Source organism: Phenylobacterium sp. (assembly GCF_019636135.1).
GTDB lineage: Bacteria > Pseudomonadota > Alphaproteobacteria > Caulobacterales > Caulobacteraceae > Phenylobacterium.
Window position 1 is genome coordinate 1 of sequence record NZ_JAHBYD010000020.1, and the last position, 14,744, is coordinate 14,744.

Genomic DNA, 14,744 nt, shown 5'->3' on the forward strand with positions numbered 1-14,744 from the left:
CCCACCTGCTCACGGAGACGATCCGATACCCTCCCCGCTCGCGCTGCCCACAATCCGCTCATCCCCGCATCCGCGGGGATGAGCGGGGTGTGAGGATGAGCGGGTGTGGCTTGACACCCCGTCTTACACCTGTAGCCTCCGCGAGAGATTACGGGGGTAAGATGTCCAGGATCTCCGGCGCCGAAAGCCAGATCATGGAGGCCCTCTGGAACGAGGAGCCTCTCACCGCGGAAGAGATCATCGCGAAGGTGGGGCCGGCCAACGCGTGGGGCGAGGCCACCGTCAAGACGCTGATCAACCGGCTCCTGAAGAAGAAGGCGCTGATCTCGGCGCGGTCGGGCGGCCGGGCGCTCTACCGCACCCTGGTGACCCGCGAGGACTACGTCACCGGCGAGAGCCAGGGCCTGCTGGACCGGCTGTTCGGCGGCCAGATCGCGCCGCTGGTGGCCCACTACGCCCAGCACCGGGCGCTGTCGGCCGAGGAGGTCGCCCGCCTGAAGCGCCTGATCGCCGACCTCGAGGCGGACGATGAGTGACGTGGCCGCCGCGGTGGTGCTGGCCTCGATCAAGCCGATCCGGCCCTGAAGTTGACGCGGCGGGCGGTTGACCGCGCCCGACTCCGGCCCTGAGCAGTCGGCGGGCCGACTGCTCAAGACTCTTGCTTGAAGATAGACCATTCGTCGCGCTGAGCCCGGTCCAACTTTGGCGGCGAATGGTCTAGCGTGCCGCCCGACGGAAAAACGGGAGGACGTCATGCCGGAAGCCATTCTCGACCCTGAGCTGCCGATCGTCGACCCGCACCACCACCTGTGGGACCGGCGCAACTACGCGGCGCCCCAGGCGCCGGAGCACCCCTTCATGACGGCGATCGAGCCGGCGAAGCGATACCTGCTGGACGAGCTGATGGCCGACACCGGCAGCGGCCACAACGTCGTGGCCACCGTGTTCGTGGAGTGCGGCGCCTTCTACAAGGCCGACGGGCCGGTCGACTTCCGCGTGGTGGGCGAGACCGAGTTCGTGAACGGCGTGGCGGCCATGAGCGCCAGCGGCCTCTACGGCGACGTCCGCGCCTGCGCCGGGATCGTGAGCCGCGCCGACCTGCTGCTGGGCGACGGCGTGACGGCGGTGCTGGAGGCGCACATCGAGGCCGGCGGCGGGCGCTTCCGCGGCATCCGCAACTCGGCCTCGTTCGACGCGGACACCGATGTGCTGGGCCCGCTGAACCGGGTGGAGGCCGGGCTCTACCTGCGCGACGACTTCCGGGCCGGGTTCAGGCGCCTCGCGCCGCTGGGCCTGACCTTCGACGCCTGGCTGCTGGAGCCGCAGCTTCCCGACCTGATCGACCTCGCCCGCGCCTTCCCGGACACCACGATCGTCCTCGACCACGTCGGCACGCCGATCGGGCGCGGCAGCTACGCCGGCAGGCTGGAGGAGCGCTTCCCGATCTGGAAAGCCAACATCCTGGAGCTGGCCAAGTCGCCGAAGGTGAACGTGAAGCTGGGCGGCCTCGCCATGGCCTTCTGCAACTTCCCGTCCTTCCTGCAGGAGCCGCGGGCGCCGTCGAGCGAGCTGGCCGACCAGTGGCGGCCCTACATCGAGACCTGCATCGAGGCGTTCGGGGCGGAACGCTGCATGTTCGAGAGCAACTTCCCGGTCGACATGGGAAGCTGCAGCTACGCCACCCTCTGGAACGCCTTCAAGCACCTGGCCAAGGGCGCCTCGGCCGAGGAGAAGACGGCGCTGTTCTCGGGGACCGCGACGCGGGTGTACGGGCTTTCCCTCCCTTAATGGGGAGGGACAGGCGCCGCAGGCGCCAGGGTGGGGAAGCCTGACCCCGAGCGTCGGCGCTTCGGGATTGGCTGACCTCCACCCGCCCAGTTCCGGACCACACTGCCCCACCCTGGCCGCTTCGCGGCCTGTCCCTCCCCATTAAGGGAGGGAAGCTACGGCTTTGCGCCGCTCCATTTGGGCGGCGGGGCGACGTAGGCGCTGAAGGCGTCCAGCACCGCCTCGGTGCTGTCGGCGTAGACCAGCATGTCGACGTAGGCCTGGCCGATGAAGCCGTTGTCGGCCGTATGCTGGATGAGGTCGCGCAGGCGGTCGTAGTAGCCGGCGACGTTCACGAAGCCGCACGGCTTGGCGTGGATGCCGAGCAGGGCCCAGGTCCACTGCTCGAAGATCTCCTCGTAGGTGCCGGGGCCGCCCGGCAGGCAGAGGAAGCCGTCCGCCAGGTCGGCCATCTTCAGCTTGCGTTCGTGCATCGAGGCCACGACGTGCAGCTCGGACAACCCGCGGTGGGCGATCTCCTGGTCGACCAGGCCCTTCGGCATGACGCCCACGGCGCGGCCGCCGGCGGCCAGGACCGCGTCGGCCACCGCGCCCATCAGGCCCACCCTGCCGCCGCCGTACACGAGGGTGACGCCCGCCTTCGCCAGCGCCGCGCCGCAGGCCGTCGCCGCGGCGAGGAACTTCGGGTCCGTCCCTGGGGACGAGCCGCAATAGACGCAGATGCTCTTCACGGATGACCTGGCGGCGGGGCTGTGGCGGAAGGGCCGCTCCCTTATTCCGTTTGCGCCCGCGTGTCACGGGCGCTGGCGTTGCGCAAATTCCCTCGCTACAAAGTCTGCCACGGCTCGTCAGGGCGACTAGCCGGGCGTCGACACATGCGCGGCGCGGCACTTCTATTCTCGGTTAGGTTGCGACGACATGGCGAGCGGCACGGTTAAGTGGTTCAATACGGCTAAGGGCTTCGGCTTCATTCAGCCGGACGACGGCGGTTCGGACGTCTTCGTTCACATCTCGGCCCTGAACTCGGCGGGGCTGGACGCCCTCGGCGAAGGCGACAAGGTCGACTACGAACTCGAGCAGGACCGTCGGTCCGGCAAGCTGGCGGCGACGCAGATCGTCGTCACCGAACAGGGCGTGCCCCAACCCCGGCGCGCCGGCGGCGGCGGCGGCTTCGGCGGTGGTGATCGCGGCGGCTACGGCGGTGGCGGCGGCTATGGCGGCGGCGGTCGTGACCGCGGCGGCTACGGCGGCGGTGGCGGATTCGGCGGCGGTGGCGGCGGCGGCCGTTCGCGCGGCGTCGTCTCGGGCTCCGGCTCGGGCGAGGTGAAGTGGTTCAACCCCACCAAGGGCTTCGGCTTCATCAAGCCGGAGGGCGGCGGCCAGGACATCTTCGTCCACATCTCGGCGGTCGAGCAGGCCGGTCTCTCGGGCCTGAACGAAGGCCAGCGGGTCAATTTCGACCTCGAGCAGGACGGCCGGAGCGGCAAGACGTCCGCGACCAACCTCAAGATCACCGGCTAATGACCTGAAAACGGGCCCGTCCCGGCGGGCCCGTCCACGGCCGCGGTGAAACCGCGGCCCAGGGCGCGCGTTCTGACGCTCGATCGAGGAGCCGACCTCGTGTGGAGCGTGGATGATGCGTCCCCTGTTGAACCTTGCCCTGTGCAGCCTGATCGCGACGCCCGCCGCCGCGATGGCGCAGGATCTTCCCGACATCGCCAGCCCGCCCGCCGCGGAGGCGGCCCCGCCCGCGCCGGCGCTCACGCCCCTGCCCGCGGTGGAGCCGACCGCGCCGGCGCCCGAGGCCGTGACCAGCGCCCCGCCGCCCGCGCCGGTGGACGGCGCGCCCACGCCCAGGCTCGCCACGCCGACGGTCGTCGCGCCGGTGCTCGTGGAGAAGGAGCCCAGCAAGACGGCCCAGGTGGTGGGCGGCCTGGCCGTCAGCGTGGCCGGCGGCGCGGCCGGCTCGGCGGTGGCGGGCCCCATCGGCGGCTTCGTCGGCAAGCGGATCGCCACCAGCCTCTTCGGCCCCGACAAGGACAAGACGCCCGAAGTCCGCGCCATGTCGGCCGAGGACGCGGCCGCCCAGGCCGCGGCCCAGCTCAAGCATGACGAAGCCGCCGCCCAGGCCCGCGAGAAGAAACTCGCCGACGCCCGCTAAGGCGCGGCGGGGCTGACCCGCGCGGTTCCGCCGCCGGGCAGTTTCGCCGCATAGGGCCCGAACCGTGGGTCCGGCTGCATGTAGTCGGTCGAGACGTACTGCGCGCCCGAGGCGAAGGCGGCCGTCTGGCGCGTGGTGTCGTTGGCGCGGGCCTCGTAGGTGTCGGCGTCGGCGCGGGTGCGCACGATGATCCCGGCCTTCACCGCCGCGGCGATGCGGGCGGAAAGCTCCTTGGGCTCGTTCAGGGTGATGTAGCCGGCGGCGGGCGAGGCCTCGTCGATGTTCACGAAGGCGGCGCGGCCCTCCAGCACCTTGCGGCCCTCGCGATAGCGGGCGACCTGGTCGGGCGGGCAATCCAGGGCGAACATGACCCGGCCGCGGGCGGCCTTCAGCTTCGGCCAGCCGCCGGCGGCGACCGCGTCGCGCAGCGTGGCGTGGCGACCCTGCACCTGGTCGGGCGTGATCAGCGCGCGCTCCGGGAAGACCGAGCGGATCTCCCGGTCGATGCCGTCCATGGCCGCGGCGTCGAACAGCGGCGGCCTGACCGCGCCCGGCAGCGAGACGCCGTCCTCCTTGAGGTTGAGGATGATCAGGATCGGGACGTGGCCCGGGTGCGCCTTCGACCAGGCGCGAACGTCGCCCAGGCAGGCCGCGAAGGTGGCGCAGACCGAGCGGTAGTCGACGTCGGGCACGTGGAGGACCTTGAGGCCCGGTCCCTTCAGCGGCCCGAAGTCGTACGGGACGGCCCTGGCGCCGGCGGCCTTGTGGCCCAGCGGCGTGGCGTAGAGCCCGCCCGCGCCCGGATCGCTGACGACGTCGATCTCCAGTTGCCGCGCCCCGGCGTCGAGCTGTTCCTTCAGCGGCCGGTGGCTGTAGTCGAGGGTCGCGGCCGCCTTGGGGTTCGCCGCCGCGATCCTGGCGAACTCATCCGGCGCGATGGCCATCTTGTAGCTGTTGTGGGTCCCGATCACCTGGACGGCGTTCATGGGGAGGGCGTCGACGGCGGCGCGGGTGCAGCCCGGCTGGCCGGAGGGCTTCTCGAGGTCGCAGGCCGCCGAGATGGCGGCGGCGGCGAGCAGGGAGACGATCATGCGGGTCATCCTCGTCCGGCAGGGCCGCGCGGGCGGCGGGCGGTTCGCGCGGCGAACCCGACTTTCCCGACATTCCGTCCGCGCCGTTATCGAAGGCTCAAGCCTGATGAAGCACAATCGGCGCGCCCAGTAACCCCCCGCGTACTCGGACTGCGCATGCCGGACGAAATCCACACCAGCAAACGCGACCTGATCGCGCGCGTCGCGACCCTCGAACTGCTGGTCGCCGACCTCGTCCACATCCTGTGGCAGGTCTCGCCGCCGAGCATGCAGAAGCTGGCGGCCGACGCGCAGCACGACCTGGAGATCGGCCACACGAAGATCGCCCTGCCCGTGGGCGAGCACCAGCGCGACCGGCTCTACACCGTCCTGCAGACCCGGCAGCGCATCCTCAAGCGCAAGAAGGCCGACGCGCCGGACTGACGGCGCGGTCGGGCGAGGCCCGAGGGCGCCGCATACGCGATCTTAAGGGCGGCCGCGCGATTGTCCCGGCGCAGGGAGAGCCTCTTGTCCGCGCCGCACCGTTTCCTGGGCTTCGGCTTTGCCGCAGCCGACCTGTTGCTCGAGATCCGGCCCGACGGGAAGGTCGGCTTTGCGCTGGGCGCGGGCGAGGCGGTGCTGGGGGTGAGCGACACCAGGCTGGCCGGGCGGTCCTGGCGCAGCCTCTTCGACACCGAGGACCACCCGATGATCGAGGCGCTGTTCACCGGCCTGGACGACGGCATGCGCGCCGGTCCGGTCGTGGTGGGCGTCGCCCTGAGCCGCGGCGCGGCCGAACGGTTCGCCAGCGTGACCGCCATCCGCCTGGAGCAGAACCAGGGCGCGATCTCGTGCGCCCTCAGCCGCGCCACGTCGCGCGGGACGGTGGGCCTGCAGACCCGAGACGCCTTCGAGGCGCGCGCCAGCGAGCTCGCCGCCGGGGCGGCGCAGGAGCTGGAACTGGCCTTCGTCGAACTGGCCGGCCTGTCCGCCACGAGCGTGGCGGCCAAGGACCCGCGGCATGTCGAGGCGATGCTGACCGGCGCCCTGCGGGCCCAGGCCTACCGCGGCGAGGCGCCGACGCCGGTCGGCCCCGACCGCTACGCCCTCGTCCGCACGCGCGACGAGCCGACCGACGCCATCCTGTCGCGGATGGCCCGCATCCTGGACGCCAACGGCATCGCAGGCGTCGCGCCGTCCGCCAGGGCCGTGCCGATGACCGGGGTCACGCGGCCCAAGCAGATGGCCCAGGCGCTGCGGTTCGCGCTCAACCAGGTCCTGGAGCACGGGCTGAAGCGTCCGCTGCCCGGCGACCTCGCCGAGGCGCTCGAGCGGGCGATGCACGCCGCGCTCAGCAAGGCCGGCCAGTTGGGCGCCGCCATCCGCTATCGCCGCTTCACCCTGGCCTTCCAGCCGGTCGTGGCGCTCGCCGACCGCGCGCTCCACCACCACGAGGTGCTCGTCCGCTTCGGCAGCGACGGCAGCCCCTTCCCGACCATCCGCATGGCCGAGGAGATGGACCTCATCGAGCCGCTCGACCTGGCGGTGCTGGAGGAGACGCTGGCGGTGCTGCAGCGCGAGCCCGCGCTGATGCTGGCGGTGAACGTCTCGGGCCGCAGCCTGATGAGCGAGGCCTATGTGGCCCGCGCCGTGACCATGCTGAACGAGCGTCCCTGGGCGAGCGGGCGGCTGATGTTCGAACTCACCGAGAGCGCCGCGGTCGAGGACCTGCCGACCGCCGACCGCCACCTCCAGGCGCTGCGCGCCGCCGGCTGCGAGGTCTGCCTCGACGATTTCGGGGCGGGCGCCGCCTCGCTGGCCTACCTGCAGCAGCTCACGCTGGACCTGCTCAAGATCGACGGCCGCTACATCCGCGACCTGCAGCACGGCGGCCGCGAGGCCACCTTCGTGCGCCACCTGGTCAACATGTGCGGCGAGCTGAACGTGAAGACCCTGGCCGAGATGGTCGAGACGCCCGAAGCCGAGGACGCCGTCCGCCGCGCCGGCGTGGACTACGCCCAGGGCTGGCTCTATGGCCGCGCCGCCGACGAGCCGCTCTCCGAGGCGCAGTTGCGGGCCCGCATGCAGGGGCCGGAAGGGGCCCTGGCCGTCCGCTCCGCCCTGGAGCGCCAGGCGGGGTAGCGCTCCCTTCCCACACATCCAACGACTGTCATCCCGGTTTTCGCGGCACGCGAAAGACCGGGATGACAAGCGTGGGGGAGGAGAGCCGGGTGGGCAGAACCGCCTCACGGTTTCGTGACGTTTCGCCGGCAAAAGTCCGGGCGTAGGGTTTCCCCATAGGGCGGCGTCGGTCGGCCCGGCTGGTCAGCGACCGCCCATAACCTGCGCTTCAGGCGCCCTCACCCCTCCCGGTTGCCGGGCGCCTTGAGCGCCAGAGGTGATGGGAGAATGACCATGGCAATCCGAGAAACGGGGTCGGTTCGGGCGCTCGCGCTCGTCGGCCCCACGAGCGCCGGCAAGACCGCCCTCATGGAAGCCCTGCTGGAAGCCGCCACCGGGCAGGCGGTGCGCAAGGGCGAGGTCGGGGACTCCAGCCCCGAGGCCAAGGCCCGCGGTCATTCCGTCGAACTGAACCTCGCCGGCTTCGACTTCATGGGCGACCGCTACGTGGTCGTCGACTGCCCCGGATCCCTCGAATTCTGCGCCGAGATCGACCCGGCCCTGCCGGCGGTGGACCTCGCCCTCGTGGTGGCCGACCCGGATCCCGCGAAGGCCGTGCTGCTGCAGCCGACGCTCAGGGAGCTGGAAGGGCTGGGCGTGCCGCACGCGCTCTTCATCAACAAGATGGACCAGGCCCGCGGCAGCCTGCAGGAGCTGCTGGACGCGCTCGCGCCGGTCTCGTCCGCGCCGCTGGTGGCGCGCCAGATCCCGACGTGGACGGGCGACCACGTCACCGGCTTCATCGACCTGGCGCTGGAGCGCTGCTTCGTCTACCGGCAGGGCAAGCCGTCCGAGCAGATCGAGATCCCGTCCGACCTGCGGCAGGAGGAGGCCGACGCGCGCTTCCACATGCTGGAGCAGATGGCCGACTTCGACGACGCGCTGATGGAACAGCTCCTCTCCGACGTGACGCCCACCCGCGACACGGTCTTCGCCGACCTGGTGAAGGAGATGAACGACGGCCAGATCGTGCCGGTGTTCTTCGGCTCGGCCGCCAACGGCTTCGGCGTGCGCCGCCTGCTGAAGGCCCTGCGCCACGAGACGCCGCCGGCGGAGATGGCGGCGAACCGGCTGGGCGTCACCACCGGCGCCTATGTGCTGAAGGCGGCCTACGCCGGCCAGTCGGGCAAGCTGGCCTACGCCCGGGTGTTCGGGGCGAAGCTCGCCGACGGCGCCGACCTCGTCATGGCCGACGGGACCCGGAGCCGCGCGGGCGGGCTGTCGCTCGTGCAGGGCTCGTCGCTGAAGAAGGTGGCCGAGGCGCCCGTCGGCGAGATCGTCGCCATCGGCAAGGTCGAGCCGGCGGCGGCGGGGCAGATCCTGTCGACCAGCGGCGCGGCGCAGGCCGTGCGCGCGGCGGTGCGGCCCCGGCGACCGCTGTTCGCCGTGGCGCTCTCGGCCAAGAACCGCAACGACGACGTCCGCCTGTCGGGCGCCCTCGCCAAGCTGATCGAGGAGGACCCAGGCCTCTCGCTCACCCACGACGCCGAGCAGCGGCAGGTGCTGCTGTCCGGCCAGGGCGAGGGGCACGTGCGGCTGGCGCTGGAGCGGCTGAAGCGGCGGTTCGGGGTCGACATCGACACCGTCCAGCCCCGGACGCCCTACCGCGAGACCCTGGCCCGCGGCGCCCAGCAGCGCTCGCGCCACAAGAAGCAGTCGGGCGGCCACGGCCAGTTCGCCGACATCACCGTGGAGGTGAAGCCGCTGCCCCGCGGCTCCGGCTTCGTCTTCACCTCGAAGGTCGTCGGCGGCGCGGTGCCGAAGCAGTGGATCCCGGCGGTCGAGATCGGGCTGCGCGACGGGCTGGCGAAGGGACCGAAGGGCTTCCCGGTCACCGACGTGGAGGTCGTCCTGCTCGACGGCCAGACGCACGCGGTCGACTCTTCCGAAATGGCGTTCCGCACCGTGGGCCGCCTGGCGATCGAGGAGGCCATGGCGCAGACCGGCACCATCCTGCTGGAGCCGATCGAGAAGCTGACGGTCTACTCGCCCTCGCCCAGCGCCAGCCACGTCACCTCGGCGCTGACCGCCCGGCGCGGCCAGATCCTGGGGCTCGCGCCCAGGGAGGACTGGCGCGGCTGGGAGCGGATCGAGGCCTACCTGCCGCAGAGCGAACGGCAGGGCCTGATCGCGGAACTGCGGGGCCTGACCCAGGGCCTCGGCGCCTTCGAGGCCGACTTCGACCACATGAGCGAGCTCCACGGCAAACTCGCCGACGAGGCCTCGCAAGGCTCGCGGCCGAGCGCGTAGAGGTCAGGGCCGCGGCGCCCCCTGCGCGGGACGCCGCGGCCCCGCCTCCCTAGGCCGGCGCGCGGCGGCGGCGGAGCGCCGTCCCGGCCAGGCCGAAGCCGCCGATCATCAGGGCCCAGGTCGCGGGCTCGGGCACGCCGCCCGGCGTGCTGACGTTGATGACGAAGTAGCCGTAGGTGTCGCTGACGCCGTTCCCGTGCGCCGGGAACGCGAAGCCACCCACGTTGTCGTGGTAGACGCGGTCCTCGGTGTTGCCGTTCGCGCCGCCGACGCCGCGGATGACGAGGGCGGTGAGCGTGACCGTCGAGGTTCCCACGAGGCCGCTCAGCGCGCCCGCGCCGGTCGCGCAGGCGAAGCTGTAGCCCACCGAGCAGCCGGCCGTGCCGTTGGCCGAGAGGACGCCGGCGTTCGTCAGGAACGCCCCGATCAGCGGCGAGGTCGCGCCCGCGTCGTTGAAGAAGAAGTTGAAGCCGAAGCCATCCGCGCCGCCCGCCTGGTCGTCGCCGTCGCCCCAGAAGTAGATGATGTTGTCGCCCTCGTGCAGCGTGATCGACAGGTCGCCGGACGGCGCGAGGAAATCGCCGGACGCCGGCGTGTCGGTCAGGGCGTAGAAGATCTGGGCGCCGTAGTTGCCGGGAATGTTCTGCTGGCCCAGCACCGTGGTCCAGGCGCCGCGGGCGGCCGTGCCGCCGCCGTTCGTGGTGTTCTGGTTGGCCCCGGTCGTGTCGGCGCGGAACATCGTGCCGTTGGTCAGGCTCACCGCCGCCTGGGCCGACCCGGCCGCCGTGGCCAGGGCCAGGGCGGAAACCGCGGCCAAGGCCGCCTTCGACATACGCATCATCTCAAAGCACCCCTGTTGACTGTACTGTCAGAGGGGAAGGCGTAGACGCCTCGGAAAAGGTGTCACGTCAGGGCGCAAAATCTTGCGGCGGACGCGGCGCCTCCTCGCGCGATGACGGCGAGGGACGCCGAGGGGCCTCGTCCAGGCCATAGGCCACGAAAAAGCCGGCCGCGTGAACGGCCGGCTCTTCGTCGGGCGGGACCGGGCGGTCAGGCCGCGGCGGCGATCTTGCGCTGGCGGCGCAGCATCGCGCCGGCGGCGCCGAAGCCCAGGATCATCAGCGCCCAGGTGCCCGGCTCGGGCACGCCGTCGATCGGCCAGCCGATGGCGAAGGTCTGGTGCGCCGGGTTGCCCTGGTCGGTGATCGTGTAGACGCGGTCGTTGGCGTCGGCGAGCACGGTGTAGTTCCCGGCGACGTAGTCGTTGAAGTACGACTGATACTGGGCGTACTGCCCCGCATCGAGGTTGTTGTTCCGCACCGTGACGGTGCGGGTGGGGTTCGCGACCTGCCAGATGGCCGCCTGGATGGCCGCCGTGCGCATCAGGGTGTCGGCGCCGCTCGGGTCGGCCTGGTGCAGCAGCCAGCCGGTGTCCACCAGGTTGGTGATGGCGAGGATCTGCGCATCGCTCAACTCGTTGTCCGGCGCCGTGGGGCCGTAGTTCGTGTAGAGCGGCTGATCGCTATCCCCATAGGTCGACGTGTACGTGTAGTTCAGCGTCGTGTTGATGGTGATCTGATGGAAGATGTCGATGCAGAAGCCGTAGATGTAGTAGTCGGCGTAGTTGTAGGTGGCCGCCGTGCCCAGGTCGTTGACCCGGAAGGTCACGCCGTTCGAATAGACCGCGCCCACGCCCGAGATGTTCGCCTGGAACGTGGTGTTCATCGTGGCTTGTTCGACGTAGATCGTCTGAGTCGCCGACGCCGGCGTGGCCGCGACCAGCGACACCGCTGCGGCGGTCGCCGCAGCCGCCAGAACCTTCGGCATGGCCTTCAACGTTCGAGTCTTGAACATCGCATCCCCCATCACATAACCCCGCGCGCGATCCGGCACGGACGGCGCTTTCAGCCTCTTTTCGGCCAAGGTTGTTCGCCGTGCAAGGCCGCGCACGCCTCAGGGGAATCCGCAAACGTGCAAGCTGAGCCGCAGCCTGGCCCGTCAGGCCGCGGGCGGCGCAGGCGGGGGCGGGCGCCGCAGGAGGAAGGGAACCACGGAAGACACGGAAGACACGGAAGGGCGCCCTGCCCTCTTCCCCCCAGGAACGTCATGGCCGGGCGTCAGAAGCGGTCGTAGGTTGGAATGTCGTCAACCGACCCGCTTGCGGGTCCGGACACCCCCTGTTGTCATCCCGGTTTCGCCGCAGGCGAAGACCGGGACCCAACGGGCCACGAGGCGTCGATCTGCCGGAAGACCGCGCGGCGTCGATGTCGTGCGCAGGCTTGAAGCATCGACGCACGACCCTGGGTTGGGTCCCGGTCTTTGGCCTGCGGCCAAAACCGGGATGACACCTGTTGGGGGAGGTGAGGTCCGCAAACCACCCGCGTCAGACGTTCGAACGGTCTGCGAACCGCGCGTGCGCGTCGGGTCTCCCGCTGCCGCGCCTGGGAGAGGAGCTACAGGCGCGAGGTCTCGATCTTCGTATCCGCGCGTTTCCAGGCTTCGGCGAGGTCGGCTTTGACCTGGGCGGCTTCGGCGGTCTTGCCTTGGGCGTCGAGGGCTTTGGCGAGGCCGGCCAGGGCCCAGCCGTCTCTCCGGTAGTGGTGGAGGCTGGCTTTGTAGACGGCTTCGGCTTCGGCGGGCTGGCCCGCTTCCAGCAGCGCGGCGCCGAGGAGGTGGGAGACGGGGCGGTGCCAGTAGGCGGGCTCGGTGTAGGGGAGCGCGAGTTCCAGGTCCTGGGCCTTCCTGAAGTGGGCGACCGCGCCCGGCAGGTCGCCGGACTTCCGTGCGATCTCGCCGTCGACGCTCTCCAGGGCCACCGGGATCATCGCCTCGGCGGGGACATTGAAGGCGACGTACTTGTCGAACCTGATCTTCTGCAAGGCGGCGAGGCGCGTGCGGCTGGCCCTGGCGCCCTTGAGGTCGCCGGTGTTCGCCTGGGCGAAGGCCCGCGCGTAGAGCCACATGGCGGTGTCGAGCTGGAGCGCCTTGTCGGGGGCGGGCTCGGCCAGGACCGCCTGCCACTTGCCGAAGCGCAGCAGGGTGACCACCGGGGTGAAGTTGTAGAGCTCGGCGACCGACATCTGCCTTGCGAGGTTGGGCGCGTCGACGGCCTTCACGAGGCGGCGCGAGGCGTCGAGGGCGGCCTGGTAGCGGCCCTCCATCTCGGCCGAGGTCCAGAGGAAGTGGATGTTGTGGCCGTAGTAGGCGGCCGGGTAGAAGCCCTGCGCCCGGCAGGCGGCGATGTAGCGCTCGTCGGCGGTGGCGGCGACCTCGTTGGCCGCGGCGGCGTCGGCGTAGCGGCCCACGCGGTAGTAGATGTGGCTGGGCATGTGGACGATGTGGCCCGCGCCCGGCATCAGCTTCAGCAGGCGGTCGGCGGCGGGCTCGGCGCGCTCGGGCGTGGTCGAGGCCTCGACGGCGTGGATGTAGAGGTGGAGCGCGCCGGGGTGGTTGGGCGCGGCGGCGATCACACCCTCCAGCGCAGCGACGATCCGGGCGCCGTGGCCCTTGGGGGTCACGCCATCGGCCTCCCAGTAGTCCCAGGGCTGGGTGTCCATCATGGCCTCGGCCCAGAGCGTCTGGGCGTTGAGGTCGTCGGGGTATCGGGCGGCCAGGTCGCCCATGGCCTGGGCGAAGGCTTCGTTCAGGGCGGCGCGGTCGGCGGCCTTGCTCTCGGCGTAGCGCCTGGAGAGGGCGGCGATCCAGGCCTGCTCGCGCGGCGTGGCCTTCGGGGCCAGCGCCTGGGCGTTCTGGAGCGCCATCCAGGCGGGGCCGACGGCGTCGTCCTGCATGGGCAGGTTGATGTTGGAGCCCAGCGCGAAGGCCACGCCCCACCAGCACATGGCGCAGTCCGGGTCGAGCCGGGCGCCCTCGCGGAACGAGCGGATGGCCTCGGCGTGGTTGAAGCCGAAGACGAGGTTGACGCCCTGGTCGAAGAACTTCTGCGCCGCGGCATTGGCGGTGACGGGCATGTGGAAGACGCCCAGGCCCTCGAACACCGGCGCGCCCGGCTTGTCGGCCTGGCCGCCGTAGATCGACGGCATCGGCGGCAGGCCCATGCTCATCGGGCCCATCTTCGACATGTCGTGCTGTTGGGCGGACGCGGCCGTGGCCCAGAGAAGCGCGGCGGCGGCGAAGAGGGCGGCCTTCATCGGGGGAACCTCGCGAGCGGTGGTGGGCGGGAGCCTACGCCAAGCGCCGCCGTGCGCCACGGATAGTTGCGGTCTGCGCCAGGTGGATGCGTGACGAGCGCCCTGCCCGGCCCTCCCCCCGAGTGTCATCCCGGTTTTGGCCGCAGGCCAAAGACCGGGACCCAACCTACCGGTGCGTCGATGGCTGGGGGCGGCCTCGACAGTCGAAGCCAGAACACCACCTCAGAGCACCGGAGGGTTGGGTCCCGGTCTTCGCCTGCGGCGAAACCGGGATGACAGGCGTTGGGGGGTGAGCGCCGCTACCTCAGCCCGTCGATGAAGGTGCGGATGGCGGCGTTGAAGGCTTCGGGCCGGTCGATGTTGGCGGCGTGGCCGGCGCCGTCGATGACGGCCTTCTTCGCACCGGGGATCTTCGAGGCCATGTAGTCGGAGGCGGCCAGGAAGGGCTTGTCCTCCGAGCCGACGACGACGATCGACGGGACCTTGATGTCGGGCAGCGAGGTGATGACGCCCGCATCCCGCTGGGTGAGCATGCCGCGGGCGGCGAGCGCCAGGCCCCTGGCGCTGGTGTGCCGGGCGGTGCGGCGTTCGGCGCTGCCGCCTTCCAGGACGGCGAGGCCGTCGCGCTCGTAGCGCTCGGCGGTCCTGATCGAGGTGGCGTTCCAGCCGTCGCGGGCCTGGTCGTTCTTGTAGCCGGGGCCGGTGTCGATGATCAGCAGCGCGCGCACACGGTCGGCGTGGACGCGGTTGAAGGCGAGCGACATGTAGCCGCCGAGCGAGAGGCCGCCGACGACGGCGGCCGTGGCGCCCACCGCATCCAGCAGGGCCGCCATGTCGGCGACGGTCGCCGGCTCGGAGTAAAGCGCCGGGTCGTCCGGGCTGTCGGAGCGGCCGTGGCCGCGCATGTCCCAGAGGACGAGCTGGTGGTCGCGGCTGAGCTCGGCGACCTGGCCGCGCCACATCTGCGAGGTGGCCGAGTAGCCGTGGGTGAGCAGGATCGTGGGGCCGGAGCCGTGGACCTCGTAGTAGAGGCTGACGCCGTCGTCGCGCTTGAGCATGGTCATCGGGCCGTCTCCCACCTTGTTCGCTTCGGCCATCGAAGGCGGTTTGAGCGCGGTTGTCGAGCGCCGTGCGGCGGCAGCG

General features: G+C 71.2%; 13 protein-coding genes and 1 pseudogene. 8 read left to right on the forward strand and 6 right to left on the reverse strand.

Translation table 11 applies throughout. The features are described from left to right. Positions 1-161 precede the first annotated feature (161 nt). Entirely contained in the window at positions 162-536 is a 375-nt protein-coding gene (locus tag KF737_RS14485) for a BlaI/MecI/CopY family transcriptional regulator (RefSeq protein WP_296456088.1), read from the forward strand. A 217-nt stretch (positions 537-753) separates the two neighbouring features. After that, entirely contained in the window at positions 754-1,788 is a 1,035-nt protein-coding gene (locus tag KF737_RS14490; RefSeq protein ID WP_296456091.1) for an amidohydrolase, read from the forward strand. Positions 1,789-1,943: 155 nt separating this feature from the next. Here KF737_RS14490 and KF737_RS14495 read toward each other — a convergent pair whose 3' ends face one another. Continuing rightward, positions 1,944-2,519 carry a TIGR00730 family Rossman fold protein gene (locus KF737_RS14495; protein ID WP_296456094.1) on the reverse strand — a complete coding sequence of 192 codons (576 nt, stop codon included), beginning with the start codon at positions 2,517-2,519 and terminating at the stop codon, positions 1,944-1,946. Positions 2,520-2,706: 187 nt separating this feature from the next. Between KF737_RS14495 and KF737_RS22485 the strand changes: the two are divergent. The 3 genes and pseudogenes from KF737_RS22485 to KF737_RS14505 all read left to right on the forward strand — a co-directional run. Further along, positions 2,707-2,904 (forward strand): annotated as a pseudogene (locus KF737_RS22485) (cold-shock protein); the annotation flags it as partial. A 207-nt stretch (positions 2,905-3,111) separates the two neighbouring features. Beyond that, positions 3,112-3,309: a cold-shock protein gene (locus KF737_RS22490; RefSeq protein ID WP_367273240.1), complete on the forward strand. Its 198-nt coding sequence runs from the start codon at positions 3,112-3,114 to the stop codon at positions 3,307-3,309. 112 nt (positions 3,310-3,421) lie between these two features. Next, a complete protein-coding gene (locus KF737_RS14505) occupies positions 3,422-3,949 on the forward strand; it encodes a hypothetical protein (RefSeq protein WP_296456101.1) in 528 nt (175 codons plus the stop codon). Here KF737_RS14505 and KF737_RS14510 read toward each other — a convergent pair. After that, complete coding sequence (locus KF737_RS14510) at positions 3,946-5,040, reverse strand: phosphatidylinositol-specific phospholipase C1-like protein (protein ID WP_296456104.1); 1,095 nt, start codon at positions 5,038-5,040, stop codon at positions 3,946-3,948. The two genes, KF737_RS14505 and KF737_RS14510, sit on opposite strands and share 4 nt — an antisense overlap. Before the next feature lie 156 nt (positions 5,041-5,196). Between KF737_RS14510 and KF737_RS14515 the strand changes: the two genes are divergently transcribed. From KF737_RS14515 to KF737_RS14525, 3 genes are all read left to right on the forward strand, one after another. Beyond that, positions 5,197-5,463, forward strand: a complete 267-nt coding sequence (locus tag KF737_RS14515) for a hypothetical protein (protein ID WP_296456107.1) — start codon at positions 5,197-5,199, stop codon at positions 5,461-5,463. 84 nt (positions 5,464-5,547) lie between these two features. Continuing rightward, a complete protein-coding gene (locus KF737_RS14520; RefSeq protein WP_296456111.1) occupies positions 5,548-7,161 on the forward strand; it encodes an EAL domain-containing protein in 1,614 nt (537 codons plus the stop codon). A gap of 273 nt (positions 7,162-7,434) precedes the next feature. Beyond that, positions 7,435-9,450 carry an elongation factor G gene (locus tag KF737_RS14525; protein ID WP_296456114.1) on the forward strand — a complete coding sequence of 672 codons (2,016 nt, stop codon included), beginning with the start codon at positions 7,435-7,437 and terminating at the stop codon, positions 9,448-9,450. A 49-nt stretch (positions 9,451-9,499) separates the two neighbouring features. Here KF737_RS14525 and KF737_RS14530 read toward each other — a convergent pair whose 3' ends face one another. The 4 genes from KF737_RS14530 to KF737_RS14545 all read right to left on the reverse strand — a co-directional run bounded on the left by KF737_RS14530 (position 9,500) and on the right by KF737_RS14545 (position 14,665). Continuing rightward, a complete protein-coding gene (locus tag KF737_RS14530) occupies positions 9,500-10,267 on the reverse strand; it encodes a PEPxxWA-CTERM sorting domain-containing protein (RefSeq protein ID WP_296456117.1) in 768 nt (255 codons plus the stop codon). Between the two features lie 233 nt (positions 10,268-10,500). After that, positions 10,501-11,277, reverse strand: a complete 777-nt coding sequence (locus KF737_RS14535) for a PEPxxWA-CTERM sorting domain-containing protein (RefSeq protein WP_296456120.1) — start codon at positions 11,275-11,277, stop codon at positions 10,501-10,503. Positions 11,278-11,903: 626 nt separating this feature from the next. Beyond that, positions 11,904-13,601 carry a hypothetical protein gene (locus KF737_RS14540; protein WP_296456122.1) on the reverse strand — a complete coding sequence of 566 codons (1,698 nt, stop codon included), beginning with the start codon at positions 13,599-13,601 and terminating at the stop codon, positions 11,904-11,906. 299 nt (positions 13,602-13,900) lie between these two features. After that, positions 13,901-14,665: an alpha/beta fold hydrolase gene (locus KF737_RS14545; protein WP_296456125.1), complete on the reverse strand. Its 765-nt coding sequence runs from the start codon at positions 14,663-14,665 to the stop codon at positions 13,901-13,903. Positions 14,666-14,744: the final 79 nt, after the last annotated feature.

Excerpts from the sequence above, each read along its gene's own strand:
- KF737_RS14485 (WP_296456088.1), top strand. The coding sequence starts at position 162 with ATGTCCAGGATCTCCGGCGCCGAAAGCCAGATCATGGAGGCCCTCTGG.
- KF737_RS14490 (WP_296456091.1), top strand. The coding sequence starts at position 754 with ATGCCGGAAGCCATTCTCGACCCTGAGCTGCCGATCGTCGACCCGCAC.
- KF737_RS14505 (WP_296456101.1), top strand. The coding sequence starts at position 3,422 with ATGATGCGTCCCCTGTTGAACCTTGCCCTGTGCAGCCTGATCGCGACG.
- KF737_RS14510 (WP_296456104.1), bottom strand. The coding sequence starts at position 5,040 with ATGATCGTCTCCCTGCTCGCCGCCGCCGCCATCTCGGCGGCCTGCGAC.
- KF737_RS14515 (WP_296456107.1), top strand. The coding sequence starts at position 5,197 with ATGCCGGACGAAATCCACACCAGCAAACGCGACCTGATCGCGCGCGTC.
- KF737_RS14525 (WP_296456114.1), top strand. The coding sequence starts at position 7,435 with ATGGCAATCCGAGAAACGGGGTCGGTTCGGGCGCTCGCGCTCGTCGGC.
- KF737_RS14535 (WP_296456120.1), bottom strand. The coding sequence starts at position 11,277 with ATGCCGAAGGTTCTGGCGGCTGCGGCGACCGCCGCAGCGGTGTCGCTG.
- KF737_RS14540 (WP_296456122.1), bottom strand. The coding sequence starts at position 13,601 with ATGAAGGCCGCCCTCTTCGCCGCCGCCGCGCTTCTCTGGGCCACGGCC.
- KF737_RS14545 (WP_296456125.1), bottom strand. The coding sequence starts at position 14,665 with ATGACCATGCTCAAGCGCGACGACGGCGTCAGCCTCTACTACGAGGTC.